General features: G+C 71.9%; 25 protein-coding genes and 3 pseudogenes. 8 read left to right on the forward strand and 20 right to left on the reverse strand.

Features of this window, described 5'->3' with window-relative positions; genetic code table 11:
* Positions 1–7: 7 nt before the first annotated feature.
* Positions 8–562, reverse strand: coding sequence for a hypothetical protein (locus HUN59_RS11945; RefSeq protein WP_174778467.1), 555 nt, complete (start codon positions 560–562; stop codon positions 8–10).
* 213 nt (positions 563–775) lie between these two features.
* Between HUN59_RS11945 and HUN59_RS11950 the strand changes: the two genes are divergently transcribed.
* On the forward strand, positions 776–1,270 hold the full coding sequence (locus HUN59_RS11950) for a hypothetical protein (protein WP_174778468.1): 495 nt from the start codon (positions 776–778) through the stop codon (positions 1,268–1,270).
* A gap of 15 nt (positions 1,271–1,285) precedes the next feature.
* On the opposite strand, the gene HUN59_RS11955 is transcribed toward HUN59_RS11950, so the two are convergent.
* The 10 genes and pseudogenes from HUN59_RS11955 to HUN59_RS12000 form a co-directional block, all read right to left on the reverse strand.
* Entirely contained in the window at positions 1,286–3,625 is a 2,340-nt protein-coding gene (locus HUN59_RS11955; protein ID WP_231050742.1) for a RelA/SpoT family protein, read from the reverse strand.
* Between the two features lie 57 nt (positions 3,626–3,682).
* Positions 3,683–4,048 (reverse strand): rhodanese-like domain-containing protein, encoded by a 366-nt coding sequence (locus HUN59_RS11960; protein WP_114851181.1) that lies wholly within the window; start codon positions 4,046–4,048, stop codon positions 3,683–3,685.
* Positions 4,048–5,052: a protein translocase subunit SecF gene (gene secF, locus HUN59_RS11965; protein WP_174778466.1), complete on the reverse strand. Its 1,005-nt coding sequence runs from the start codon at positions 5,050–5,052 to the stop codon at positions 4,048–4,050. Before secF ends, HUN59_RS11960 begins: the two co-directional genes overlap by 1 nt.
* Entirely contained in the window at positions 5,052–6,806 is a 1,755-nt protein-coding gene (gene secD, locus HUN59_RS11970; protein WP_174778465.1) for a protein translocase subunit SecD, read from the reverse strand. The genes secF and secD overlap by 1 nt, the downstream gene beginning before the upstream one ends.
* A gap of 91 nt (positions 6,807–6,897) precedes the next feature.
* Positions 6,898–7,308 (reverse strand): preprotein translocase subunit YajC, encoded by a 411-nt coding sequence (locus HUN59_RS11975; RefSeq protein WP_058743035.1) that lies wholly within the window; start codon positions 7,306–7,308, stop codon positions 6,898–6,900.
* A 127-nt stretch (positions 7,309–7,435) separates the two neighbouring features.
* Positions 7,436–8,467 carry a Holliday junction branch migration DNA helicase RuvB gene (gene ruvB / locus HUN59_RS11980; protein ID WP_058743034.1) on the reverse strand — a complete coding sequence of 344 codons (1,032 nt, stop codon included), beginning with the start codon at positions 8,465–8,467 and terminating at the stop codon, positions 7,436–7,438.
* Positions 8,464–9,087 carry a Holliday junction branch migration protein RuvA gene (ruvA, locus tag HUN59_RS11985; RefSeq protein WP_174778464.1) on the reverse strand — a complete coding sequence of 208 codons (624 nt, stop codon included), beginning with the start codon at positions 9,085–9,087 and terminating at the stop codon, positions 8,464–8,466. Before ruvA ends, ruvB begins: the two co-directional genes overlap by 4 nt.
* Before the next feature lie 9 nt (positions 9,088–9,096).
* The gene (gene ruvC / locus HUN59_RS11990; RefSeq protein WP_083520117.1) at positions 9,097–9,765 is read right to left on the reverse strand and encodes a crossover junction endodeoxyribonuclease RuvC; all 669 of its coding nucleotides are present in this window, start codon (positions 9,763–9,765) and stop codon (positions 9,097–9,099) included.
* A 4-nt stretch (positions 9,766–9,769) separates the two neighbouring features.
* On the reverse strand, positions 9,770–10,534 hold the full coding sequence (locus tag HUN59_RS11995; RefSeq protein WP_058743032.1) for a YebC/PmpR family DNA-binding transcriptional regulator: 765 nt from the start codon (positions 10,532–10,534) through the stop codon (positions 9,770–9,772).
* 115 nt (positions 10,535–10,649) lie between these two features.
* Positions 10,650–10,943 (reverse strand): annotated as a pseudogene (locus HUN59_RS12000) (pyridoxal 5'-phosphate synthase glutaminase subunit PdxT); the annotation flags it as partial.
* Between HUN59_RS12000 and HUN59_RS19740 the strand changes: the two are divergent.
* A pseudogene (locus tag HUN59_RS19740) lies at positions 10,936–11,178 on the forward strand (pyridoxal 5'-phosphate synthase glutaminase subunit PdxT); the annotation flags it as partial. The pseudogenes HUN59_RS12000 and HUN59_RS19740 sit on opposite strands and share 8 nt — an antisense overlap.
* Here HUN59_RS19740 and pdxS read toward each other — a convergent pair.
* From pdxS to HUN59_RS12025, 4 genes and pseudogenes are all read right to left on the reverse strand, one after another.
* Positions 11,167–12,078 (reverse strand): annotated as a pseudogene (gene pdxS, locus HUN59_RS12010) (pyridoxal 5'-phosphate synthase lyase subunit PdxS); the annotation flags it as partial. The pseudogenes HUN59_RS19740 and pdxS sit on opposite strands and share 12 nt — an antisense overlap.
* A 13-nt stretch (positions 12,079–12,091) precedes the next feature.
* Positions 12,092–12,718 (reverse strand): HIT family protein, encoded by a 627-nt coding sequence (locus HUN59_RS12015; protein ID WP_083520116.1) that lies wholly within the window; start codon positions 12,716–12,718, stop codon positions 12,092–12,094.
* The gene (gene thrS / locus HUN59_RS12020; protein WP_174779474.1) at positions 12,718–14,706 is read right to left on the reverse strand and encodes a threonine--tRNA ligase; all 1,989 of its coding nucleotides are present in this window, start codon (positions 14,704–14,706) and stop codon (positions 12,718–12,720) included. The genes HUN59_RS12015 and thrS overlap by 1 nt, the downstream gene beginning before the upstream one ends.
* A gap of 94 nt (positions 14,707–14,800) precedes the next feature.
* Positions 14,801–15,343 carry an adenine phosphoribosyltransferase gene (locus tag HUN59_RS12025; protein ID WP_058743030.1) on the reverse strand — a complete coding sequence of 181 codons (543 nt, stop codon included), beginning with the start codon at positions 15,341–15,343 and terminating at the stop codon, positions 14,801–14,803.
* 152 nt (positions 15,344–15,495) lie between these two features.
* Between HUN59_RS12025 and HUN59_RS12030 the strand changes: the two genes are divergently transcribed.
* Positions 15,496–16,515: a glycoside hydrolase family 6 protein gene (locus HUN59_RS12030; protein ID WP_058743029.1), complete on the forward strand. Its 1,020-nt coding sequence runs from the start codon at positions 15,496–15,498 to the stop codon at positions 16,513–16,515.
* 125 nt (positions 16,516–16,640) lie between these two features.
* Here the strand turns inward: HUN59_RS12030 and HUN59_RS12035 are convergent, their stop codons facing one another.
* The 3 genes from HUN59_RS12035 to ybaK all read right to left on the reverse strand — a co-directional run bounded on the left by HUN59_RS12035 (position 16,641) and on the right by ybaK (position 20,673).
* Positions 16,641–16,874, reverse strand: coding sequence for a hypothetical protein (locus HUN59_RS12035; RefSeq protein ID WP_058743028.1), 234 nt, complete (start codon positions 16,872–16,874; stop codon positions 16,641–16,643).
* Positions 16,875–17,503: 629 nt separating this feature from the next.
* A complete protein-coding gene (locus HUN59_RS12040) occupies positions 17,504–20,092 on the reverse strand; it encodes an ATP-dependent Clp protease ATP-binding subunit (protein WP_174778469.1) in 2,589 nt (862 codons plus the stop codon).
* Positions 20,093–20,187: 95 nt separating this feature from the next.
* Positions 20,188–20,673: a Cys-tRNA(Pro) deacylase gene (gene ybaK / locus HUN59_RS12045; RefSeq protein ID WP_174778470.1), complete on the reverse strand. Its 486-nt coding sequence runs from the start codon at positions 20,671–20,673 to the stop codon at positions 20,188–20,190.
* 64 nt (positions 20,674–20,737) lie between these two features.
* Between ybaK and HUN59_RS12050 the strand changes: the two genes are divergently transcribed.
* Both HUN59_RS12050 and HUN59_RS12055 read left to right on the forward strand, forming a co-directional pair.
* The gene (locus HUN59_RS12050) at positions 20,738–21,028 is read left to right on the forward strand and encodes a hypothetical protein (protein ID WP_174778471.1); all 291 of its coding nucleotides are present in this window, start codon (positions 20,738–20,740) and stop codon (positions 21,026–21,028) included.
* A 72-nt stretch (positions 21,029–21,100) separates the two neighbouring features.
* Complete coding sequence (locus tag HUN59_RS12055; RefSeq protein WP_141861540.1) at positions 21,101–21,841, forward strand: YidC/Oxa1 family membrane protein insertase; 741 nt, start codon at positions 21,101–21,103, stop codon at positions 21,839–21,841.
* Here HUN59_RS12055 and HUN59_RS12060 read toward each other — a convergent pair.
* Positions 21,838–22,086 (reverse strand): hypothetical protein, encoded by a 249-nt coding sequence (locus HUN59_RS12060; protein WP_058743025.1) that lies wholly within the window; start codon positions 22,084–22,086, stop codon positions 21,838–21,840. The two genes, HUN59_RS12055 and HUN59_RS12060, sit on opposite strands and share 4 nt — an antisense overlap.
* Positions 22,087–22,195: 109 nt before the next feature.
* Here HUN59_RS12060 and HUN59_RS12065 point away from each other — a divergent pair, with 109 nt between their 5' ends.
* Positions 22,196–23,041, forward strand: coding sequence for a hypothetical protein (locus HUN59_RS12065; RefSeq protein WP_174778472.1), 846 nt, complete (start codon positions 22,196–22,198; stop codon positions 23,039–23,041).
* Between the two features lie 245 nt (positions 23,042–23,286).
* Positions 23,287–24,648 (forward strand): MFS transporter, encoded by a 1,362-nt coding sequence (locus tag HUN59_RS12070; RefSeq protein WP_174778473.1) that lies wholly within the window; start codon positions 23,287–23,289, stop codon positions 24,646–24,648.
* A 164-nt stretch (positions 24,649–24,812) separates the two neighbouring features.
* On the opposite strand, the gene HUN59_RS12075 is transcribed toward HUN59_RS12070, so the two are convergent.
* Complete coding sequence (locus HUN59_RS12075; protein WP_174778474.1) at positions 24,813–25,286, reverse strand: carboxypeptidase regulatory-like domain-containing protein; 474 nt, start codon at positions 25,284–25,286, stop codon at positions 24,813–24,815.
* A gap of 72 nt (positions 25,287–25,358) precedes the next feature.
* On the opposite strand from HUN59_RS12075, the gene HUN59_RS12080 reads away from it, so the two are divergent.
* Positions 25,359–25,856: carboxypeptidase-like regulatory domain-containing protein (locus HUN59_RS12080; RefSeq protein ID WP_174778475.1), on the forward strand; the 498-nt coding region annotated here is incomplete at its 3' end.

Below are 25,856 nucleotides of genomic sequence, written 5' to 3' on the forward strand. Positions count from 1 at the left end.
CAGCCGATCACCCACCGAGCGGTGCGTCCAGGAGCGCGTCGAGCCGCCGGGCGGCCTGACGGACCATCGGGACGGTCCCGAGCGCGTCCAGCGCGGCCAGGACCGCCTCAGGCTCGGTCGCACCCACCGCGAAGAGCCCCCGCACGGCGTCCGCGGCGTCCGGGTCGAGGTCCCCGATGGCGCGGAGCAGGTCGACGACCGTGCGGACCGGTGTCGTCACACGCACGCCGTCGAGCGCCACGGTGTCCTCGGGCCCGATGCGTACCTGCCGCACGCGCACGGTCGTCACGTCGGCGACCCGGATGCCGAGGGGTGCGGCCGCCTCCGCCGGCTCCGGAGCACACGACCGACCGCCCCAGATCCACGCTGCACTGCCCCCGCACGCGACGAGCCGACGATCGGGCACGTCGACCGCCCAGGCTTCGGCACGGAGCGACGGTACCTGGGCCTCGGCGACGGAGGCCCAGCACGACCCCACCGGCACGAGCTCACCGGCGAGCACGGCGGCGCGGAGCTCCGCCTCCGGCCAGTCCGTACTGGTCAGGAGTCGGGACGACGGCACCCGGCCATCCTGCCGGAGCGCGCACCGGCAGGACAGCCACTGTGGACAACCGCCGGCGCCGTCGGCGCACGACGGCAGCCGCAGGACCTCAGCGCAGGACGTCGGCGCGGTGCACGAGCGCGGCGGCGCCGATCAGCGGGCCATCCTGCGACAGCCCCGTCGTCCCGACTCCTGACCAGTACGGACTGGCCGGAGGCGGAGCTCCGCGCCGCCGTGCTCGCCGGTGAGCTCGTGCCGGTGGGGTCGTGCTGGGCCTCCGTCGCCGAGGCCCAGGTACCGTCGCTCCGTGCCGAAGCCTGGGCGGTCGACGTGCCCGATCGTCGGCTCGTCGCGTGCGGGGGCAGTGCAGCGTGGATCTGGGGCGGTCGGTCGTGTGCTCCGGAGCCGGCGGAGGCGGCCGCACCCCTCGGCATCCGGGTCGCCGACGTGACGACCGTGCGCGTGCGGCAGGTACGCATCGGGCCCGAGGACACCGTGGCGCTCGACGGCGTGCGTGTGACGACACCGGTCCGCACGGTCGTCGACCTGCTCCGCGCCATCGGGGACCTCGACCCGGACGCCGCGGACGCCGTGCGGGGGCTCTTCGCGGTGGGTGCGACCGAGCCTGAGGCGGTCCTGGCCGCGCTGGACGCGCTCGGGACCGTCCCGATGGTCCGTCAGGCCGCCCGGCGGCTCGACGCGCTCCTGGACGCACCGCTCGGTGGGTGATCGGCTGCTGTCACGTCAGCCGGCGCTGACGCGGTAGACGTCGTAGACCGCGTCGATGCGCCGCACCGCGTTGAGCACCCGGTCCAGGTGGGTCGTGTCGCCCATCTCGAACACGAAGCGGCTCAGCGCGAGGCGGTCCGACGAGGTCGAGACGGTGGCGGACAGGATGTTGACGTGATGGTCGGTCAGGACCCGCGTGACGTCGCTGAGCAGACCGGAGCGGTCGAGCGCCTCGATCTGGATCTGCACGAGGAACACCGACTTGGACGACGGTGCCCACTCGACCTCGATCATGCGGTCGGGCTCGTTCATGAGCGACTTCACGTTCGTGCACGAGGCCTGGTGCACCGAGACGCCCTGGCCGCGGGTGATGAAGCCGACGATCTGGTCTCCCGGCACCGGGGTGCAGCACTTGGCGAGCTTGACGAGGATGTCGGGCGCACCGCGCACGAGCACCCCGCTGTCGCTGTTGCGGAGCTGCCGGCTCGTGACCTGCCGCGGGAACGCGAGCTCGGGCTCGTCGGTCTCGGCCTCGGTCTGGACGCCCGCGAGGATCTTCTCGATGACCGACTGCGTGGAGACGTGTCCCTCGCCGATCGCCGCGTAGAGCGCCGAGACGTCCTCGTAGCGCATCGCCGAGGCCACCTCGGAGATGGAGTCCTGGCTCATGATGCGCTGGAGCGGCAGGTTCTGCTTGCGCATCGCCCGAGCGATGGCGTCGCGGCCCTGCTCGATCGCCTCTTCGCGGCGCTCCTTGGTGAACCACTGCTTGATCTTGTTCCGCGCGCGCGGACTGCGGACGAACGTCAGCCAGTCCTGGCTCGGGCCCGAGTCGGGGTTCTTCGACGTGAAGATCTCGACGACGTCGCCGCTGGACAGCTGGCTCTCGAGCGGCACCAGGCGGCCGTTGACCTTGGCACCCATGGTGCGGTGCCCGATCTCGGTGTGCACCGCGTAGGCGAAGTCGACCGGGGTCGCGCCGGCGGGCAGCCCGATGACCTTGCCCTGCGGCGTGAAGACGTACGTCTCCTTCGCGCCGATCTCGTACCGGAGCGAGTCGAGGAACTCTCCCGGGTCGCTCGTCTCCGCCTGCCAGTCGGTGATGTGGGCGAGCCAGGCCATGTCCTGGTCGTCGGTGGTGCTCGTGTCGACGTCACGGCCCTGGGCACGCTGCTTGTACTTCCAGTGCGCCGCGACACCGAACTCGGCGCGTTGGTGCATCTCGTGCGTGCGGATCTGGATCTCGACCGCACGGCCCTGGGGTCCGAGCACCGTGGTGTGGAGCGACTGGTACAGGTTGAACTTCGGGGTGGCGATGTAGTCCTTGAAGCGCCCGGGCAGCGGGGTCCAGCGGGCGTGCACCGAACCGAGCATCGCGTAGCAGTCGCGCACGGTGGGGACGAGCACGCGGATGCCGACCAGGTCGTAGATCTCGTCGAACTCGCGCCCGCGGACGATCATCTTCTGGTAGATCGAGTAGTACTGCTTCGGCCGGCCCATCACGTCGCCGCGGATCTTCGACGCCTTCAGGTCCTTCTTGAGCGTGCCGATCACGTTCTGCACGAACTGCTCGCGCTTCGGCTGGCGCTCCTTGACCAGGCTGTCGATCTCGACGTAGAGCTTCGGGTGCAGGACCGCGAACGACAGGTCCTCGAGCTCCAGCTTGATCATCTGGATGCCGAGTCGGTGCGCCAGGGGCGCGTAGATCTCGAGCGTCTCCTTCGCCTTGCGCGTTGCGGAGGCGGACTCGACGAAGCCCCACGTGCGGGCGTTGTGCAGACGGTCCGCGAGCTTGATGACGAGCACCCGGATGTCCTTCGACATCGCGATCACCATCTTGCGGACGGTCTCGGCCTGGGCGCTGTCGCCGTACTTGACCTTGTCGAGCTTCGTGACGCCGTCGACGAGCATCGCGATCTCGTCGCCGAAGTCGGCGCGGAGCTCGTCGAGCTGGTAGTCCGTGTCCTCGACGGTGTCGTGCAGCAGCGCTGCGGCGATCGTGATCGTGCCGATCCCCAGGTCGGCGAGGATCTGCGCGACCGCCACCGGGTGCGTGATGTACGGCTCGCCCGACTTGCGCTTCTGCCCGTCGTGCGCACGCTCCGCGACCGAGTACGCCCGCTCGATGAGCGTCACGTCGGCCTTCGGGTGGTGCGACCGCACCGTCCGGATCAGCGTGTCGACGGCGCCGGCCGGCTGCGCCCGCGAGAAGAGCCGCGGCAGCAGGGACCGGAGCGACCCGATGTTCCCGGTCGTGTTCGGACCGAGCGGACTCGTCGGCCGCGGCGCCGAGCCGGGCCGGCTCGCACCGGGCTCGGTCGCACCCTGGGGCGTGGACTCACGGGTGTCCGTCATGATGCGCCTCCAACGACCGGTGTCCGGGTACGGTCCAGCAAGACTACGCGCGTCCGGTCAGTGCTCGTGACGCGGTTCGCCCTGGGCGTCCTCGGCGGTGGCACCCGCGCGGACGACCGGCTCGCCGGCCTGCTCCCACGCGGTCATCCCGCCGACGAGGTTCACCGCGGGGACGCCGGACTGCTCGAGCGCGGCGACGACCCGGGCGGACCGGCCGCCGGAATGGCAGACGACGATCGCGGGCTGATCGCCCCCGTCGATCTCCTGCCAGCGGGCGACGAGCTCCGACATGGGCACCAGCGTCGCCTCGGGAGCGTGGACCTCGTCCCACTCCCCCTGCTCGCGGACGTCGAACAGCCGCGCACCGGCGTCGATCCGTCGACGGGCCTCGGCGACGTCGACGTCGTGCACCTCGACCGCCATCAGACGGCCTCGGCGGTGGCGTCGACCTCGCGCTGCCGCTTCTCGGCCGCCTGGCGCTTCTTGGCGTCGGCCTGCTTGATCTTCGGCTCGTTCTCGCGCAGGTGGGCGTACATCGGCGACGCGATGAAGATCGTCGAGTACGTGCCCACGATGATGCCGATGAACAGCGCGAGCGAGATGTCCCGCAGCGTGCCAGCGCCGAGCACGTAGGAGCCGATGAACAGGATCGCCGCGACGGGCAGCAGGGCCACGACCGAGGTGTTGATCGACCGGACGAGGGTCTGGTTCACCGCGAGGTTCACCGACTGGACGAAGGTCCGGTGCGACTCCTGGCTCGTGTTCTCACGCACCTTGTCGAACACCACCACGGTGTCGTACAGCGAGTACCCGAGGATCGTCAGGAAGCCGATGACCGCGGCGGGCGTGACCTCGAGCCCGACGATGCCGTACACGCCCGCCGTGATGAGCAGGTCGTGCAGCAGCGCCACCATGGCGGACACGGACATCTTCCACGTGCGGAAGTACAGCGCCATGACGACGGCGGCGAGCACGAGGAAGATCACGAGTCCGCGGATCGCCTGGGCGAGCACGTCGGCACCCCACGTCGCACCGATGTACGTTGACGCGACCTGGTCGTCGGAGACGTCGTACGCCTTCGCGAGGGCGTCCTGCACCTGGGTGGTCTCGCGGTCGGTCAGCTGCTCGGTCTGGACGCGGATGCCGTCCCGGCCGACCTGCGAGACCCGCGGGATGCCCTCGGGCACGATCGACTCGACGGTCCGGGTCGCGATCGACTGGTCGGTCGAACCCGCGTTCGAGATCGTGAACTCGGAGCCGCCGGTGAACTCGATGCCGAGCTGGTACCCGCCGCGGAGCCACGGCACGGCGAGGGACACCACGATCGCGATGATCGCGACGAGGTACCACGTCTTGCGTCGGCCGACGATGTCGTACGAGCGCTTGCCCGTGTAGAGGTCGCTGCCGAACTGGCTGAAGCTGGCCATCAGTCGTCCTTCCCGTCCGGCGTCGTGCCGTGCTGCGCGCCGGAGGCCTGCTGGGCCTTCCGCTCCGCGATCGTCTGGCGGCGCTGGGCCTCGCCCGCGCTGCGCTGGCGCTTGCCGTCGACCACGGGAGCGCGGAACTGCGCGCGACCGCGGTAGACCGCGCCGAGGGCGGACGGGTCGAGTCCGCTGAACCGGTGGCCCTCGCCGAAGAACCGGCTGCGGGCGATGAGCTGCATCATCGGGTGCGTGAAGAGCACGACCACGACGACGTCGATGAGCGTGGTGAGGAGCAGCGTGAACGCGAAGCCCTTCACGTCGCTGACCGCGAGGATGTAGAGCACCACGGCGGCGAGGAAGTTGATCGAGTCGGACGCCAGGATCGTACGGAGCGCCCGCTTCCAACCGGACTCCACCGCGCTCTCGAGCCCGCGGCCGTCCCGGAGCTCGTCACGGATGCGCTCGAAGTAGACGATGAACGAGTCCGCCGTGATGCCGATGGCCACGATGAGGCCCGCGACGCCCGCGAGCGAGAGCCGGTAGTCGACGCGCCACGACATGATCGCGATGACCAGGTAGGTGATCACCGCGGCGACGCCGAGCGACAGGACCGTGACGAACGCCAGCGCGCGGTACTGGATGATCGAGTAGATCACGACGAGGATCAGACCGATCAGACCGGCGACGAGACCGCCGACGAGCTGCGCGGTGCCGAGCGTCGCGGAGATGTTCTCGTTCGACTGCACCTGGAAGTTGATCGGCAGCGCGCCGTACTTCAGCTGGTCCGCGAGGGTCTTCGAGGTCTCCGCGGTGAAGTTGCCGGTGATCTGCGCCTTGCCGTTGGTGATCGCCGCGTTCGACGCCGGCGCGGTGATGACCGTGCCGTCGAGGACGATGGCGAACTGGTTCTGCGGCGGCTGGAGCTTGACCAGGCGGCTGGTGACCTCGCGGAAGTCGTCCGAGGCCTTGCCCTTGAAGGTCAGGTTGACGGCCCACTGGCCGGTCGTCGCGCCCTGCGAGTCGGTGGCGAGCCCGGAGGTCGCGTTGCTGATGCCGGAGCCGGAGACCTCGACCGGGCCGAGGATGTACTTCGCGGCGCCGTCCTGGTCACAGGTGACGAGGGGCTGGTCGTCGGGTGCCGTCGTGACGTCGTCCGGGGCCTTGCAGTTGTAGTTCTTGTACAGGTCCTGCAGCGCGGGCGTCACCTGCGAGAGGTCGCTGCCGTTCGTCGCCTTCGCGGTCGGCGTGGCCTCGAGCGACGCGGGCGGGGTGTAGGGCGTCGGCGACGCCGAAGAGCCCTTGTCGCCTCCGACCGAGGTGCTCGTCGCGGCCTCGGTGTAGAGGACCGGGCGGAAGGTGAGCTTGGCGGCGGCCTCGATGCGGTCGATGGTCGCCTTGTCCGGCTTGCCCGGGATGGACACGACGATGTTGTTCGTGCCCTGCGTGTTGATCTGCGACTCGGAGACACCCGTGGCGTTGATGCGCTGGCGGATGATGTTGACCGCCTGGTTGAGCTGCTGCGACGTCACCGAGCCGCCCTGCGTGTTCTGCGCCGCGAGCGTCAGCTGCGTGCCGCCCTGCAGGTCGAGCGCCAGCTCCGGCACCCAGCTCGCGCCGGCGAACCACTTGTCGGTGTCGTCCTTGGTGTTGGCTGCCAGCACCGATGCGGCGGTGTTCAGGCCCGCGAGTGCGGCCATGATGATCACCAACCAGGTGAGCGAGCGCAACGCCTTCTTGACGGGTGTCGATCGTGCCACCGGTCGTCTCGTCTTTCTGTTCAGGACCGACGGCGACGCCGGCGGCAGGAGTGAGGCCACCGGGTCACGAGGACCCGGCGGCCCGGGGGTGTCAGTCTTCGGTCTTGCGCTTCGCCGCGTCGGACTCGGTCGGCTCGACGCGCTGCCCGAACTCCGGCTCGTCGCGACGGTCGTCCTTGCCGAGGTCCAGGACCGGAGCCGCGGCTGCGTCGTCCGTGGTCACGGTCTCGTCGACGTCGGAGGCGTTGTCGTCGACCACGCGGGAGAGCGTCTGACGGTGGACCGTCACGACGGTGCCCGGTGCGATCTCGACGTCGGCGGTGACCTTCTCGTCGTCGACGGAGAGCAGCGTGCCGTAGAGGCCGAAGGAGAGCATGACGCGGGCGCCCGGCTGCATCTTCGTCTGCAGCTCGGCCTGCTGCTTCTTGCGCTTCCGGCTGCTGTAGAACATGAAGGCGGCGAACGCGACGATGATGACGATGAGGAAGATGGATTGATCCATGATGGCGTTGCCTTCTCTGGTTGCTCGGCTTCGGGCCGTAGCAGTCTAGGGCACGGGTCTGCACCCGTCCGGTCGCGCGGGGTGCTGCACCCGGCGCATGACTCAGGATGCAGAATACCGCATGCCGCTATTCGTCGTCGAACAGGTCCGGCTGCATCCCGGTGGCGGCACCCGGCGTCAGGCCGAAGTGGCGCCAGGCCTGCGGGGTGGCGATCCGACCGCGCGGCGTCCGCGTGACGAGGCCCACCCGGACGAGGAACGGCTCGACGACGGACTCGATGGTCTCGGACTCCTCGCCCACCGACACCGCGAGGGTGTTCAGGCCGACCGGGCCGCCGTCGAAGCGGGTCAGCATCGTCTCGACGACGGCCCGGTCGAGGCGGTCGAGACCGAGTTCGTCGACGTCGTACAGGTCGAGCGCCCCCTGGACGGCCGTCATGCCGTCGGCGGTGCCGTGCACGAGCGCGTAGTCCCGGACCCGGCGGAGCAGACGGTTCGCGATGCGCGGGGTCCCTCGGGAGCGCCCGGCGATCTCGCGGAGCGCCGAGCGGTCGATGCGCAGGTCGAGCAGGTGCGCGGCGCGGATCAGGACCTGTTCGAGCTCGTCCTTCTCGTAGAACTCGAGGTGTGCCGTGAAGCCGAAGCGATCGCGCAGGGGGTTCGGGAGGAGGCCCGCGCGGGTGGTCGCCCCGACGAGCGTGAACGGCGCGAGGTCGAGCGGGATGCTCGTCGCGCCCGCACCCTTGCCGACCATGACGTCGATGCGGAAGTCCTCCATCGCGAGGTAGAGCATCTCCTCTGCGGAGCGCGCCATGCGGTGGATCTCGTCGATGAACAAGACCTCGCCCGGGACGAGCGACGAGAGCACCGCCGCGAGGTCACCGGCGTGCTGGATCGCCGGCCCGCTCGACATCCGCAGCGGACGGCCGGACTCGTGCGCGACGATCATCGCGAGCGTCGTCTTGCCGAGGCCGGGCGGCCCGGCCATCAGGATGTGGTCCGGCGTGCGTTCCTGCATCGCGGCGGCCTTGAGCAGCAGGTCGAGCTGCCCGCGGACCTTGCGCTGGCCGACGAACTCGTCCAGGGACTTCGGCCGGAGCGCGCCCTCGAACGCGAGCTCTTCCTGCGACTCGGCGCCCGCGGAGGTGATGCCGCTCACCGTCCGGCCCCCGCGGGACGGAGGGTCCCGAGCGCGGCGCGGAGGAGCGACTGCGTGCCCATGGCGGCGGCGCCCGGGTCGGTGGCGACGACCGAGTCGACGGCGGACTGCGCGGCGTCCTCGCGCCACCCGAGGCCGACGAGCGCCGAGACGACGTCGATCGCGGCGGGGTGTGCCCCGGCGGCACCCGCGACCGTGGCGCCGGCGGGTGCCTGCTCGAAGGCGAGGAGCTTGCCGGAGAGCGCGACCGTGATGAGCTTGGCGGTCTTCGGGCCGATGCCGGAGACCTTGCGGAAGACGGCGTCGTCCTCGGCGGCCACGGCGTTCGCGACCTGGGCAGGGTCGAGGTGTGCGAGCACCCCCATCGCGGACTTCGGGCCGACGCCCGACACGCTGCGCAGGAAGTCGAAGACCTGCAGCGCCTCGGCCGACTCGAAGCCGAACAGCTGGTGCTCGTCCTCGCGCACGATCATCCGCGTGCGCAGGAACACCTCGGACCCGTGGCGCATCGTCAGCGCGTGCGCCGGGGTGACGGTCACGGCGTACCCGACTCCCCCGACCTCGACCACCACGGCCGATCCGGCGATGTCGATGCAGGTTCCCCGGAGGCTCGCGATCATGCTCCGAGCCTAGGGCTGCCCACCGACGGAGCCGGCCCGCCGCGCGGCACCGCCCCGGCCGCGAGCGAACGGTGCGCCACCGCCCGGACGCGCCGCGGCGGCCGCGCGGGCGAGCGGGGAGTCCGCGGTGCCGGCCTGCGCGTCCCGCCAGGCGCGCTGTGCCGGGGTGAGCGTTGCCGGACCGGGGCCGACCCGGTCGGGTGATCCGAGCCTCCAGGCATGGCACACGGCCAGCGCGAGCGCGTCCGCGGCGTCCGCCGGCTTCGGGGCCTCGTCGAGTCCGAGCACCCGGGCGATCATGGTCTGCACCTGCCGCTTGTCGGCGTTGCCGTAGCCGGTGACGGCGGCCTTGACCTCGGACGGCGTGTGCAGTCCGACGGGCAGACCGCGCGCCGCCGCGGCGTGCAGCGCGAGTCCGGCGGCCTGGGCCGTGCCCATCACCGTCCGGACGTTCGCCTGCGCGAAGACGCGCTCGACGGCGACGGCGTCCGGACGGTGCTCGTCGATCTCGGCGGCGATGCCGTCCGCGATGCGGAGCAGACGCTGTTCGAGCGCCATGTCGGCTGGTGTGCGCACGACGGTGACGTGCACGAGCCGGGCACGCCGGTTCGGTGCGACCTCGACCACGCCGACGCCGCACCGGGTGAGCCCGGGGTCGACCCCGAGCACCCGGAGCATCGGACTAGTCCTCGTCCTCGTCGAGCTCGGCCTGGACGTCCGCGGGGATGTCGAAGTTCGCGTAGACGTTCTGCACGTCGTCCGAGTCCTCGAGCGCGTCGATCAGCTTGAAGACCTTGCGCGCGGTGTCCGCGTCGACCGGGACCTTGACCCCGGGGACGAACTCGGCGTCGGCGGAGTCGTAGTCGATGCCGGCGTCCTGCAGCGCGGTGCGCGCAGCGACGAGGTCGGTCGCCTCGGTGATGACCTCGAAGCCACCGCCCTGGTCGATGACGTCCTCGACGCCCGCGTCGAGCACGGCCGTCATGACGGTGTCCTCGTCGAGGCCGTCGACCTTCGTCACCGAGATGACGCCCTTGCGGGAGAAGTTGTAGGCGACGCTGCCCGGGTCGGCCATGGTGCCGCCGTTGCGGGACATCGCCGTCCGGACCTCGGCCGCGGCGCGGTTCTTGTTGTCGGTGAGGCACTCGACGAGCATCGCGACGCCGTTCGGGCCGTAGCCCTCGTACATGATCGTCGTGTACTCGATCGACTCACCGGTCAGACCGGCGCCGCGCTTGATGGCGCGGTCGATGTTGTCGTTCGGCACCGAGGTCTTCTTGGCCTTCTGGACCGCGTCGACCAGGGTCGGGTTGCCCGACAGGTCGGCCCCGCCCATCTTGGCCGCGACCTCGATGTTCTTGATGAGCTTGGCGAACGACTTCGCGCGGCGCTGGTCGATGACCGCCTTCTTGTGCTTGGTCGTTGCCCACTTGGAATGCCCGGACACGGTGCTCCTTGGTCTCGCTGAAGATCCGGACCAGTCTACCGGCCGGGAGGATCGGATCGCCGCCGCCCCGCGGGTCGCGTCCCAGCCCGGTCGCGCCCGGCATCCGGGGCAGGCTTCAGGCGGAGCGGACCATCGCCAGGAAGCGACGGTGGAAGCGGTCCTCGCCCGCGACCTCGGGGTGGAACGCGCTCGCGAGGACGTTGCCCTGCTGCACGGCGACGACCTGTCCGTCCGCGAGGGCGCCGAGGACCTGGACGTCGGTGCCGTGCTGCTCCACCACGGGCGCGCGGATGAACACCGCGTGCACCGGGGCCTCGCCGAGCGCCGGCATCGGGATGTCGGTCTCGAAGGAGTCGTTCTGGCTGCCGAACGCGTTGCGGCGCACCGTCGTGTCGAGCACGTCGAGCGTCATGGACAAGCTCTCCCGGGCGTTCGGCGTGGCCGAGCCCCTGTCCGCGGCGATCCGCGGCGGGCTCCCGACGTACGGCACCTGCGCGGGGATGATCATGCTCTCGTCGCGCATCGCCGCGGGGATCCCGGGGCAGCAGACGCTCGACGTGCTCGACACGACGGTGCGCCGCAACGCGTTCGGCAGCCAGAACGACTCCTTCGAGACCGACATCCCGATGCCGGCGCTCGGCGAGACGGTGCGGTGCGGGGACGTCGGCGACGTTGATGCCGACCATGGCCTCGCCGAGCCCGCGGGACACCTCGGCGATGACCTTGGGGTCGTCGTGGAAGGTGACGGCCTTGACGATGGCGGCGGCGCGCTTCGCGGGGTCGCCGGACTTGAAGATGCCGGACCCGACGAACACGCCGTCGGCACCGAGCTGCATCATCATCGCGGCGTCGGCCGGGGTGGCGACACCGCCCGCGGTGAAGAGCACGACCGGGAGCTTGCCTGTCTGCGCGACCTCCTTCACGACGTCGAACGGCGCCTGGAGCTCCTTCGCGGCGACGTAGAGCTCGTCCTCCTTGAGGTACCGGAGCGCCGCGATCTCCTTCGAGATGGTGCGGATGTGCTTCGTCGCCTCGGACACGTCACCGGTGCCGGCCTCGCCCTTGGAGCGGATCATCGCGGCACCCTCGGTGATGCGACGGAGTGCCTCGCCCAGGTTGGTGGCGCCGCAGACGAACGGCGTGGTGAAGTTCCACTTGTCGATGTGGTTGACGTAGTCGGCGGGCGACAGGACCTCGGACTCGTCGATGTAGTCGACGCCGAGCTCCTGGAGCACCTGTGCCTCGACGAAGTGGCCGATGCGGGCCTTCGCCATGACGGGGATCGACACCGAGGCGATGATCTCCTCGATCATCGACGGGTCGGACATGCGGGCGACGCCGCCCTGCGCACGGATGTCGGCGGGGACGCGCTCGAGGGCCATGACGGCGGTCGCGCCGGCTTCCTCCGCGATGCGGGCCTGCTCGGCGTCGACGACGTCCATGATCACGCCGCCCTTGAGCATCTCGGCGAGACCGCGCTTGACGCGGTCGGAGCCGGTGATCGAGGTGCCGTTGGTGCCCGAGGTGCTGGTGCTGTCGCTCATGATGCCCTCCACTCTAGTGCGCCGTCGGCCAGCCTTCCGCGACGAGTCGGCGGGTGTCCCCCAGCAGCTGGGACATCGACTTCGTCCGGGCGATGATCGGGAAGAAGTTCGAGTCCGAGGCCCACCGCGGGACGACGTGCTGGTGCAGGTGCCCGGCCACCCCGGCGCCCGCGATCTCGCCCTGGTTCATGCCGATGTTGAAGCCGTCGCAGTGCGACACGGCACGCAGCACGCGCATCGCCGTCTGGGTCAGCTCCGCCATCTCGCGGGTCTCGTCCGGCGTCGCCTCGTCGTAGAGCGGGACGTGCCGGTACGGGCAGACGAGCAGGTGGCCGTTGTTGTACGGGAACAGGTTGAGCAGGACGTAGGCGTGCTCGCCGCGGGCGACGATGAGGGCGTCCTCGTCGGACTTCCGGGGCGCCTCACAGAACGGGCAGTCGTCCTCGTGCCCGCGGCCCTTCCCCTCTCGACCGGCATCGATGTACGCCATCCGGTGCGGGTTCCAGAGCCGCTGGAAGGCGTCCGGGACGGCCGCGCCGGTCGCGGCGTCCCGGATGACCAGCGGGTCGGGACCGACCACGTCGTCGACGTGACCGGTCCCGGGGACCGACGGCGTGCCTCCCGGCTGCTCGGCGACCATCAGACCTGCGTGCGGTCGCGGATCGCGGTGAGGATGCGTTCGACCGCCTCGTCCACGGGCACGCCGTTGTCCTGGCGGCCGTCGCGGAAGCGGAAGCTCACGGCGCCGGCGTCGCGGTCGTCGCCGCCGGCGATGAGCTGGAACGGCACCTTCGCCTTGGTGTGCGTGCGGATCTTCTTCTGCATGCGGTCGTCCGAGTGGTCGACCTCGGCGCGGACCCCGTGCGAGCGGAGCTTCGCGACGACCTCGTCGAGGTAGTCGCCGTACTCGGCGGCGACCGGGATCGCGACGACCTGGACCGGGGACAGCCACGCCGGGAACGCGCCCGCGTAGTGCTCGGTGAGGACGCCGAAGAAGCGCTCGATCGAGCCGAACAGGGCGCGGTGGATCATCACCGGGCGCTGACGCGAGCCGTCCGGCGCCGTGTACTCGAGGCCGAAGCGCTCCGGCAGGTTGAAGTCGAGCTGCACGGTCGACATCTGCCACGTGCGGCCGATGGCGTCACGCGCCTGCACCGAGATCTTCGGGCCGTAGAACGCCGCGCCCGCCGGGTCCGGGACGAGCTCGAGCCCGGACTCCTCGGCGACCTCGCGCAGGGTGTTCGTCGCGACCTCCCACACCTCGTCGTCGCCGACGTACTTCTCCGGGTCCTTCGTGGAGAGCTCGAGGTAGAAGTCGTCGAGGCCGTAGTCGCGGAGCAGCGAGAGCACGAACTGCAGCGTCGTGGTGAGCTCCTCCTTCATCTTCTCCTGCGTGGTGAAGATGTGGGCGTCGTCCTGGGTCATGCCGCGGACGCGCGTGAGTCCGTGGATGACGCCGGACTTCTCGTTGCGGTAGACCGTGCCGAACTCGAACATCCGCAGCGGCAGGTCGCGGTAGGAGCGGGCCTGCGAGCGGTACGCCAAGATGTGCATCGGGCAGTTCATCGGCTTGAGGTAGTAGTCCGCCCCCTGCCGCGTGACGTTGCCGTCCTCGTCCGTCGCCTGGTCCATGTGCATGGCCGGGAACATGCCGTCCTTGTACCAACCGAGGTGGCCCGACTGCTCAAACAGGTCGCCCTTGGTGATGTGCGGCGTGTAGACGAAGGAGTAGCCCTCCTGTTCGTGCCGGCGGCGCGAGTAGTCCTCCATCTCGCGGCGGATGATGCCGCCCTTCGGGTGGAAGATCGCCAGGCCCGAGCCGATCTCGTCGGGGAACGAGAACAGGTCGAGCTCGGCACCGAGCTTGCGGTGGTCGCGCTTCGCTGCCTCCTCGAGCCGGAGCTGGTACGCCTTGAGCTGCTCCTTGTCCGGCCACGCCGTGCCGTAGACGCGCTGCAGCTGCGGGTTCTTCTCGGAGCCGCGCCAGTAGGCCGCCGCCACGCGCATGAGCTTCGACGCGTTGCCGATCCAGCGGGTGTGCGGCACGTGAGGACCGCGGCAGAGGTCCTGCCAGACGACCTTGCCGGACTTCGGGTCGACGTTCTCGTAGACGGTGAGCTCGCCGGCGCCGACCTCGACACTCTCACCGGAGTCGCCGTCGGCCGCTGCGCCCTTGAGGCCGATGAGCTCCTGCTTGTAGGGCTCCCCCGCCATGCGCTCACGGGCTTCGTCGTCGGTGACGACGACGCGGCGGAAGCGCTGGGCCTGACGGATGATCCGGTCCATGCCCTTCTCGATCGCCTTGAGGTCCTCGGGCGTGAACGGCTCGGCGACGTCGAAGTCGTAGTAGTAGCCGTCGGTGACGGGCGGGCCGATGCCGAGCTTGGCCTCCGGGTTGATCTGCTGGACCGCCTGTGCGAGCACGTGCGCGGCCGAGTGCCGGAGGATGTCGAGGCCGTCCTGCTCCTGCAGCGTCACCGCCTCGGCGGTCTCGCCGTCCTGCACGGCCGCGTCGAGGTCCTTCAGGACACCGCCGACGCGGATGGCGACGACGCCGCGCTCGCCGTCGAAGAGCTCGGTGCCCGTCGTGGCCGTCGTCGCGGTGCGGGGCTCGGGTGCCTGGGGCAGGTCTGCGGGCTCGGGTGCGACTGCGTCGGTCACGATCGTGGTGCTCCTCGGTTGGTTCAGGGGTGGGTCAAGACTAGTGCGCGGTCACGCCGGTTCAGGCGGGCACGCGCCCGAGCGTGGTGACCGGCAGGCGCGGCTCGAGGCGCTCGCGCCCGGCCAGGCCGTCGAGCTCGAGGAGCGACGCGAAGCCGATCGCCTCGTAGCCGGCACGCTCGAGCAGCGTGACGGTGGCCGCCGCCGTGCCACCGGTCGCCAGGACGTCGTCGACGACGAGCACCCGGGTCCCCTGCGGCAGCTGGCCCGGGCGGAGCTCGAGCTCCGCCTCGCCGTACTCCAGCGCGTACTGCTCGCTGAGGACCTCGCCGGGGAGCTTCCCCGCCTTGCGAACGGTCAGGACGCCGACCTGGTGCTGCGCGGCGATCCCGCCGGCGAGGGCGAACCCGCGGGCCTCGATGCCGGCGACCGCCTGGAACCCGGCGCCGACGGCGAACGGTGCGGCGAGGGCCTCGCAGACGCGGCCGAACGCGACGGGGTCGGAGAACACCGGGGTCACGTCGCGGAACAGGATGCCGGGCTTCGGGAAGTCCGGCACGATCGCGGTGAGACGTTCGACGAGGGCAGCAGCGGTTTCGGTCACCGCACAACGGTAGTCGACCGCGTGGGCGGACCACGCCGAGGGCGGTCCCTGCCCCTCGTTCTGGTGCTCGACGCGCGGGCCCGTGAGGGGTTCCCATTGGACGAGGACCGGTCGACCGGGTGCACGGGGCGCCCTCCTGGTCGGGAGGAACCGTGCACCACCGCGTCAGCACCCTGGCCACCGCCGCCTTCACGGCGGCAATCGTGGTCGTCGGCCTGTCGGTCGCGCCGAGCAGTGCGACGGCTGCCACACGGACGGCCCGCGCGCCGATCGCGGCGGGCACCATCAGGACGGCACCCGCGAGTGCGGTGTTCGCCGGCGGACTGACCGTGCAGCCGGACAACCAACCCGCCGCCGCGGCCGCGGCACTCGCCGCCCAGGGCAGGACCGCCGACGCGGCAGCTGCTCGGACGATCGCCGCGCAGCCCATCGCCACCTGGCTGGGCGACTGGCTCCGCGGCGACCAGCTGGACCGCGTCGTGGCCCGCAACCTCGCCGCGGCCGAGAAGAGCGGGACGACCCCGGTGTTCGTGACCTACGCGATCCCGAACCGGGACTGCGGTGGGTACTCGGCCGGCGGACTCAGCGCAGCGGAGTACCCCGTGTGGAACCAGCGGATCGCGACGATGCTCCGCGGCCACCGCGCCGTCGTCCTCGTCGAACCGGACTCGCTGTCCCACCTGACCTCGTGCGTGTCCGAGAGCGCGACCCGTCCCGCACTGGTGGCCTCGGCGGTCCGTGCGTTCGCCGACGCCGGGGTCCCCGCCTACCTGGACGGCGGGAACGAGGACTGGAACCCGCCGGCCGTGCAGGCGGCGCTGCTGCAGCGCGCGGGCATCGACCGAGCACGGGGTTTCTACACGAACGTGGCGAACTTCTACGGTGTCGACGGGGAGCGCGCCTACGCCGACCGTCTCAGCGCACTGGTCGGCGGCGCGCGCTACGTGATCGACGTGTCACGGAACGGCCGCGGGTGGCGCGGCACGTGGTGCAACCCGACGGGCGCCGGACTCGGGCAGTCGCCGCGGGTCACCGCCGGGACCACGCGGCTCGACGCCCTGCTGTGGGTGAAGACCCCCGGCGCCAGCGACGGGACCTGCAACGGCGGACCGGCGGCTGGGACGTGGTTCCCGGCGTACGCGGTCGCCCTCGTGGCGAACCGGAAGCGGTAGCGCGGACGGTTCGACGCGCGTCGAACCGTCGAAGCGACGTCGAACCAGGCGGGATGCCTGGTTCGACGTCGCGTTCGTGGTTCGGAGCGACGGCAGCCGGCGGCCGGCGGCCGCGACCGCGGGGCTCAGCGCCACATGCGCATGACGGCGCTGTGCACGAGCAGGTCCACCTCGCGCTGGCGCCGCTCGCGCTCGAGTCGCAGCCGGGTGGCGTGGTCGACGGCGTGCCGCACGTGGTGGGTGCGCCGACTCCAGATGATCAGGGACATGCCGACCCGGAGGGCGATGCGGTCGGCGAGGGAGACCCGGCGTCGGAGCGCACGGGTACTGGGAGGGCGGACGTCGAGGTCGTTCGACACGGTGGTGCCTTTCTGGCAGGAGGGCAGGACGGAACAACCCGCAGGAGCGGGCAGGAATGCAGTGCCGGAGCGCGCCGGAAATGCACGCGACGACATTCCGCGCGGCGACCGAGAATGTCGGCACGCGGTACTGGAGGATCGTGGGGACGTCGTCCGCTCAGCCCACGGGACGCGCCGCGCGCGTCCGGTCAGGACCGGATCTGCGACGGGCGGTCGCGCCCCGGACAGGACCCGCGGAGCGCGCCCGCAAGGCGGGTTCGCAGGGCGGAACCGACGAGCGCGTCAGCCGCGTGGATCAGCAGCGCTGCGCCGAACTCCTCGGGCGCAGCTGATCGAGCGCAGCCTCCTCGGCACGGCCGGGTGGGCTGGAGCGGACGTCCCGCGTCAGCGGTGACGGATCGGGGAGCCGCCGATCCCACGGACTCCACGGAACGGGTTCATCGCGGTGATCATCATCTTGTCGGCCCCCTTTCATCGTCGTTCAGCCGGTGGTGCTCGTGAACACTATCCATCCCGGGAATGCGAGCGCAACCCTTTTCTCGAAGAAATCCGGAAGAAGTTCCAGATCGCATTCCGCACACGACGACGGCCCGGTACCGAAGCGGTACCGGGCCGTCGTGTGGCGAGGGTCAGACCAGGGCGGTGTCCACGACACCGACCACGAGCGCGCCGTCGACCACGTCCACGCGGACGGTGTCGCCCTCGTGCACGGCCTCGTCCACGACCAGGCTCGCGATGCGGTCGTCCACCTCGCGCTGGATGAGCCGACGGAGCGGACGGGCGCCGTACTCCGGTTCGGCACCGTGCTCGGCGAGCCAGGCGGCCGCAGCGTCGGACACCGACAGGGTCATCCCCTGCGCGAGCAGCCGCAGGGACGTGTCCCGCAGCAGCAGGTCGACGATCGACCGGAGCTGGTCCTGCTCGAGCTTGCGGAACAGCACGATGTCGTCGATGCGGTTGATGAACTCCGGACGCACGGCCTCGCGCAGCCGCCCCATCACGCGGCGCCGCAGGTCGTCCTCGTCGAAGCCGCCGTCCCCCGCGGCCGAGAAGCCGAGCGCACCGGACCGCGAGGCGAGGAACTCCGACCCGATGTTCGACGTCATGACGACGACCGTGTTCCGGAAGTCGACGGTGCGTCCCTGTCCGTCGGTCAGACGCCCGTCGTCGAGCACCTGCAGGAGCAGGTTGAACACGTCCGGGTGCGCCTTCTCGACCTCGTCGAGCAGGATCACCGAGTACGGGTTGCGCCGCACGCGTTCGGTGAGCTGCCCGGCCTCGCCGTAGCCGACGTACCCGGGAGGGGCACCGACGAGCCGCGAGACCGTGTGGCGCTCGCCGAACTCGCTCATGTCGAACCGGAGCATCGCCGACTCGTCGCCGAAGAGCGACCCGGCGAGGGCCTTCGCGAGCTCGGTCTTGCCGACACCCGTCGGGCCGAGGAACAGGAAGCTCCCGACCGGCCGACGAGGGTCGCCCATGCCGGTCCGGCTGCGCCGGACGGCCGTCGCAACGGCGCGCACCGCGTCGTCCTGGCCGACGACCCGCTCGTGCAGCTCGTCCTCCAGGTCGGCCAGTCGGCTCCGGTCACCCTGCGTGAGGCGGGTGGCGGGGATCCCGGTGGCCCGGGACACCACCGCGGCGACGTCGGCCTCCGTGATCGTGCGGTCACCCGGTGCCGGACGGGAGGCGCGGCTACCGTCGTCCTGCGAGGCGGCGGTGATCCGCGCCTCCAGTTCGTCGATCTCGTCGCGCAGGCGCGACGCCTCCTCGTAGCGCTCCTCGGCGACCGCGGCGTCCTTCGCCGTGGCGAGGGACGCGACCTGCTCCCGCAGGGCGGCCACGTCGACGTCGCCCGAGCGGGCCAGCCGCCGGCGGGCGCCGGCCTGGTCGATGAGGTCGATCGCCTTGTCGGGCAGGTGCCGGTCGGTGACGTAGCGGTGCGAGAGCTCGACGGCGGCGCGGAGGGCCTGGTCGGTGTACTCGACGTCGTGGTGCTCGGCGTAGCGGGGCGCCAGGCCGGTCAGGATCGCGACCGCGTCCTCGACGCTCGGCTCCCCCACGGTGACGGGCTGAAAGCGGCGTTCGAGGGCGGCGTCCTGCTCGATGCGGCGGTACTCGGCGAGCGTCGTCGCACCGACGAGGTGCAGCTCGCCGCGAGCCAGCCGCGGCTTGAGGATGTTGCCGGCGTCCATCGAGCCGCCCTCGCCGCCACCGCCGGCGCCGACGACGGTGTGCAGCTCGTCGACGAAGACGATGAGTTCGTCGGCGTGCGCAGTGATCTCGTCCATCGCGTTCGTCAGGCGCTCCTCGAAGTCGCCGCGGTAGCGCGTGCCGGCGAGCATGCCGGCGAGGTCGAGGGCGACGACCCGCTTGCCCTGGAGCAGCACGGGGACGTCGCCGTCGGCGATGCGCTGCGCGAGCCCCTCGACGACGGCGGTCTTGCCGACGCCGGGCTCACCGATCAGGACGGGGTTGTTCTTGGTGCGGCGGAGCAGGATCTCGACGGTCTGCTCGATCTCGTCGGCGCGCCCGATCACCGGGTCGATGCCGCCCTGGCGGGCGCGCTCGGTGAGGTCGGTGCCGAACTGGTCGAGCGTCGGGGTGTCCGACTGCTGCTGCTGCTCGTCGGTGTCGGTGGTGCCGGGCACGGGTCGCCCCTCTCGCGCCGCCGCGGCGGCCTGCTGTGCGTACGACGACATGACCTGCGGGGTCACGCCGGCGCTCGCCAGGAGCTGACCGGTGACGGTCTCCTGGTCCATGACGAGCGCGAAGAAGACGTGCTCGGGGTCGGTGTAGGTGCTGCCGAACCCGCGCGCCGCCTGGGTGGCCTCGACGAGGATGCGCTGCGCGCTCGGGGTGAGGGCGGGGCGGTCGACGACGGGTGCGTCGGACGGGGCGGGCAGGCGCTGCTCGACCTCGTGCGCGAGGTGCTCGGGGTCGACGCCGGCGGAGCGGACGACCGCGTCGAAGGGTTCGGTGGCGACGAGCTCGTGCAGCAGGTGCAGCGCGTCGAGCTCGCGCTGTCCCTGGGACACGGCGTACGTGGCGGTGCGCTGGAGCAGCTCGTGGGTGCGACGGCTGAGCAGTCGCGTGATGTCGACCGGGCGTCCGAGCGGGACGGACCGCCGGGCGCCGGTCTCCTGGGCCGCGAGGAGTCGTGCAAGGAACTCGTCGAACGAGTCACTGCCGCTGGTCGGGCCGAACGTCTCTGGCAACGGGACCTCCTGGGAACTTGAGTGCCTTCGACTCAATGGAACGCAGGAGGAGCGGGGTCATTCCCGTTCGTCGGAGAAAGTTGCGGCGACCCGACTCAGGTCCGCGCGATCGCCGCGGTCCGGGCGTCCGTGGCGGTGATCAGGTCCGTGGGCGCGAGCTCGATGTCGAACCCGCGGCGGCCGCCCGAGACGAAGATGCTCGCGTACGTCAGGGCGGACTCGTCGAGGACCGTCCGCAGCCGGGCCTTCTGGCCGACCGGGCTGATCCCGCCGACGACGTAGCCCGTGCGCTTCTCGGCGAGGGCCGGCAGCGCCAGCGACGCCTTCTTGCCGCCGAGGGCCGCGGCGATCGCCTTCAGGTCCAGCCGGTTCGCCACCGGGACGACCGCGACCGCGAGCTGGCCGTCGACCGACACCACCAGCGTCTTGAAGACCTGCTCCTCGCGCAGGCCGAGCGCGGCCGCTGCTTCTTCGCCGAAGTTCGTCGCCGTCTCGTGGTGCTCGTAGACGTGCGGGGTGTACGGGATCCCCGCCCGCTCGAGGGCGAGGGTCGCTGGGGTGCTCGGCGATCCTGCGGTCATGGCGTCGATCCTGCCCGTCCGCTCCTGCCGGTCGGCTGCGGCGCGCGGGCGTTACGCTGAACGGGTGATCACGCTCGTCGAGGGACTGCTGCGCATCGTCGCGGCGCTCGTCCTCGGCGACCCCGCGGTCGGACCGGCCCCGCTGCTCGCGGTGGCCGCCCTGGGGCTGACGGCCGTCGCGATCGGTGTCGTCGCCGTGCACCTGCTCGCGGTCGTCCTCGGCACCGCACGGCTCCCCCGCCCGGGTCCGGCCGCTGCCGAGGCCGCGGAGCTCGTGACGCGGATCGCGTGGAGCCACCCCGACGCCGACGGACACGTCCGCGGTCGGGCACCGGGAGCACCCGTCCCGGCCTGATCCCGGACGGTGACGACCACCGACGGTGACCGGGCCGCACGCACCCGTGCCCCTCCCACCGATCGGAACCCCGTGGACACCACCACCCTGCCCGTCGTCGGCCCGCTGCTGCACGGCGGCGCCGACCTGCTCACCGCGCTCACCGGCGCCCTCACCCCCGTCGGCGGCGGGTTCGCCGCCGCCCTGGCCGTCGTCGCGCTCACGCTCGCCGTCCGCGTCGCGCTCGTACCGCTGTCCGTGCTGCAGGTCCGGGCCGAACGGGACCGCCGCCGACTCGCCCCGCAGCTCGCGGCCCTGCGGCGACGGTACGGATCCGACCGCGAGCGCCTGCAGCGTGCGGCCCAGGAGCTGTACACGTCCGAACGGGTCTCGCCGCTCGCCGGGTGCCTGCCGGTGCTCGCGCAGGCACCGGTGCTGTCGCTCGTGTACACACTGTTCACGCACGCCACGATCGACGGCGCCGTCAACGTGCTGCTCGACGCCACACTCGTCGGGATCCCGCTCGGGCACTCGCTGCTCGTCGTCCTCGCCGGGCCGCTCTGGACGCACGCGTGGGTCGTCCTCGTCCTGCTCGCCGTCCTGACCGTCGTGGTTGAGGCGTCCCGTCGCGCAGCCCTGCGCTGGAACCCGGTCACGCAGGACGGCACCGCACCGGCCGCCACGGTCCGCGTGGGGACGGCCGTCGCCCGGTGGGCACCGTTCGTCTCCGTGGTGTTCGCCGCGGTCGCTCCGCTCGCCGCGACGCTGTACGTCGTGACGAGCGCGGTCTGGACGCTCGGCGAACGCGCCGTGCTGCGCCGGGTGCTGCGCTAGCCGCCCTGCCCCTCCTGCTGCGGGCCCTGGTCGACGGGGTCGTACTCGGACCCGCGGCCCTGCTCCTCGTCGGCCGTCGGGACGTGGCGCTCGGTGCCGCTGCCGCCGGGGCTCGTCGCGACGTAGTCGGCCTCGCCGGACTGGGTGTCGTGCGACAGCGCCTCGAGGGTCTCCGGGTCCGCGTCGTGCCGGACGGCGTCGTGGCGCTCGGCGTCGGCTCGTTCGTGTTCGTGCTGGTCGGTCATGCGTCCCGTCTACCCGTCGCCGACTGGACAGTGCCCGCCGCGACCGGACGCGCGGGGCGCTCCGGTGGGAACATGGCGGACGTCCGGTGCGTCCGGACCGGGAGCGCACATGGCCGACGACGACGTCGCGACGGAACGGGCGCGGCTCGAGGCACTCGCGTGGGGTGCCGAGACGCCGCCGGACGAGGCTGCGCGGGCGCGGCTCGCCCTGCAGGCCCTGGCGGGCAGCACCGCGGACCACGGACGGGAGGCACGCCCCGCGCCCGCCCCGCCGGCCGAGCCCGACGGCCGGTCACCCCGCGTGGCCAGCCCCGGCGCGGTGCCGGACCGCGCGGCCGCACCGGTCGCCGCCGTGGCGACAGCCGCGCCGGAGGCGACCACGGACGGACCGGAGGCGCGGGACGGCGGTGGGGCGGGCCTCCAGGCCGGTGCACCGCAGACGGTCCGCAGCCGCCTCGCCGGGCTGCTGTGGACGGCCAGGCCGCGCGTCTGGATCGCGCTCGGCGCGGCGGCGACCATCGCGGTCGCCTTCGCCGCCGGCACGCTCGTCGGCACCGCGCGCGACCAGCCGGCCGCCGGACCGAGCACCACGCCGACGCCGGGGACGGTCACGCTCGAGGAGCTGCTCGACATGCCGCAGACGTACGCGGACCAGCTGCCGGGCCCCGTCGAGGCGCCGGTGAGCCTGCGGACGACGCGACTGGTGTTCACGAACCGGGCGCTCGACGGGAGTGCCTTCGAGACACCGTGGAACGTCTGGGCCGGCATCGGGACGGACCGCTCGACCATCTGCCTCGTCGCGACGGCGAACCGGCTCGAGTCGACGACCGCGTGCTACCCGCGCGAGGAGGCACTGCACGGGTCGGTGTCCCTGTCCGCGCAGTCGATGAGCGGGACGCTGACGCTGACCCTGCGTGGCGGTGGCGTGCAGGGCACGGTGACGAACGAGAACTGATCGCAGCCGATCGGGAATGCCCGCACGGGCACTGCGTTGGAGCGCTCCTAGGACTTTCTCGGCGAACCCCCTCGCGCGATCTGGATGCACCGTGCAACACTGGTTGAGCGCACTCGCCGTGGAGTCGTCCACAACACCCCGGGTCGTCCGACCCGGTCCACACCACCGCGAGCGCGCATCGCGCACCACCGTCACGACGGTCGGTCCGACGCGTGCTCCGCCGTTCCCCGGAGGAGGTCAGCAGCGTGTCCACGAACACCACCACCTCGGCCGTGTCGACGAACACGAGGCCGATCACCGTCACCACGCAGTCCGTCGTCGGCATCGCCGTGCTCGGGCTCGCCACGTTCTTCGCGATCACGACCGAGCTCATGCCGGTCGGTCTGCTCGGCACCATGAGCCGCGACCTCCGGGTCAGCGAGTCCACCATGGGCATCGTCGTCACCGTCTACGCCGCGGCCGTCGCCCTGCTCGCGCTCCCGCTGACGTCGTTCACCGCGCGGCTCCCCCGGAAGACCGTGCTCGTCGCGACGCTCGTCGGGTACGCGGTGTCGAACGTCCTCGTCGCCACGGCGCCGTCGTTCGCGGTCGTCTGCGCGGGCCGGGTCGTCGGCGGCGTCGCGCACGCGCTGTTCTTCTCGGTCGCGTCGGCCTACGCCACGCGCATCGTGCCGCCGCGGCTCGCCGGCCGGGCGATCGCGTTCGTCTACTCGGGCAGCTCGCTCGGGTTCGTCCTCGGCGTCCCGATCGCGACGTGGGTCGCGCAGACGATCGGGTGGCGTTCGGCCGTCGGCGCCGTCGCCCTGGCCGCCGCGGCGCTCGCCGTCGTCGCCGCTGCGTTCCTGCCGGCCGTCCGCGGCAGCTCGTCGCCGCACATCGGTTCACCGCGCGCCTGGGCGCGGACCGGGCTGCTCTCCGTCGTCGTCGCCGACCTGCTGCTGTTCGCCGGTCACTACGTCGTCTACACGTACATCGGCCCGTACGCGATCGACGCCGGGCTCGACGCCGGCATGGTCAGCGGCGCGCTCCTCGTGCTCGGCGGCACCGGGGTCGTCGGCCTCTGGCTCGCCGGGATGTTCGTCGACCGGGCACCCCGCCAGACGCTGCTCGCAGCGATCGCCGTGATGGCCGCCGCGTTCGCCACGATGCCGTTCGTGCACGGCTCGCTCGTCGGCACGATGGTGGTCGCCGGGATCTGGATGGCGGCCAACGGCACCACCGGCACGCTGTTCATGGCGGCGGCGATCCGCACCGGCGGAGTCTCCCCCGACATCGCGGGCGCGCTCGTCAACGGGGCGTCGAACATCGGCATCGCGGGCGGCGCGGCGATCGGCGGGCAGGCACTCGGGGTCGTCGGGCTGCAGTGGCTGCCGTTCGCGGGTGCGGTCGTGCTCGTCGGCTCCCTCGGGGTCGTCGTCGCCGCTCGCCGCGGGTTCCCCGTGCACACCCACGCGCAGGAGCACCTGTCGACGTCGTCGATCGAGGCGATCACGTCCTCGCTCGCGGTCGTCACCACGTCGGTGCCGGTCGTGAGCCGGGCGATCCAGACGCTCACCGGGTCGGTCGCCGTCGCGACGGGCTCGGTGCCCACCCGCCGGCGGCGCTGAGGGGCGCGGGGCGGGTGCCGAGCGGGCCAGATCTGTCACGCTCGGCGTCGTCCGCCGACACGGCCTGCACGGTCGGCGATCGACGGGCGGGGTGTCGTGCGCGCTCGGTGCACGCACGAGGACGGGCGGGTCGACTGGTGCCGGCCCGCCCGTCCTCGTGTGCGTCAGTCGCGCTGCTGTGCCGGGCGTCGCCGGGAGCGGACGCCCCGGGCGGTCAGCACGGCACCGCCGAGGAGCACGAGTGCGCCGGCGGCGACGAGCGCCGGGGTGGGCTCGGCGCCGGTGTACGCGAGCGGACCGGCCCCGCCGCCGCCGGTGGTCGTCCCACCGTCGGCGACCGGCTGGGCCACGGGCGTGCTCGGGGAGGGCGTCGTGGTCGGCGTGACCGCGGCTGCCGGCAGCGCGATGATCAGCGGGACGGGCGTCCCACCGACGGCGACCGTGGTCACGGTGACCGGTTCGCTGTCGACGTCGCCGGTGGAGGCGACGACGGAGTACTCGGTCTCCGGCCGCAACCCGGAGAGCACGAACGCGCCGTCCTGGTCGGTGGTCACGGTCACCGCGGCACCGTCGGCCGGGTCGGTCGGGGTGGCCACGACCTCGAGGTCCGGTGCGGGCGTGCCGTCGGCCTCGGTCACGGTGCCCGGCTGGTCCACCGTCGGCAGCGGCAGGACGAAGTCGACCGGGGTCGACGCGGCGCCGGATCGGTCGTGGTCGTCCCGACGAACGCTGACGGCAGCTACGACCTGGCGGGACTCACGCCGGGTACGCCGTACCGGATCACCGTCGACGGCGCGGCGGCGCAGGTCGTCACGACCGTGGACACCGGCGCCGCGTCGACCCCGGTCGACTTCGTCCTGCCGCTGCCGACGGTGGACCAGCCGGGCACCGTGACCGAGGCCGACGGCACGCCCGCACCGGACCTCGAGGTCGTGGCCACCCCGACCGACCCGGCCGACGGTGCCGCGGTGACCGTGACCACCGACCAGGACGGCGCGTTCGTGCTCTCCGGGTTGCGGCCGGAGACCGAGTACTCCGTCGTCGCCTCCACCGGCGACGTCGACAGCGAACCGGTCACCGTGACCACGGTCGCCGTCGGTGGGACGCCCGTCCCGCTGATCATCGCGCTGCTGTGCCGGGCGTCGCCGGGAGCGGACGCCCCGGGCGGTCAGCACGGCACCGCCGAGGCTGTCTCTTATACACATCTC

The sequence above is a fragment of the Curtobacterium sp. Csp2 genome (assembly GCF_013347165.1).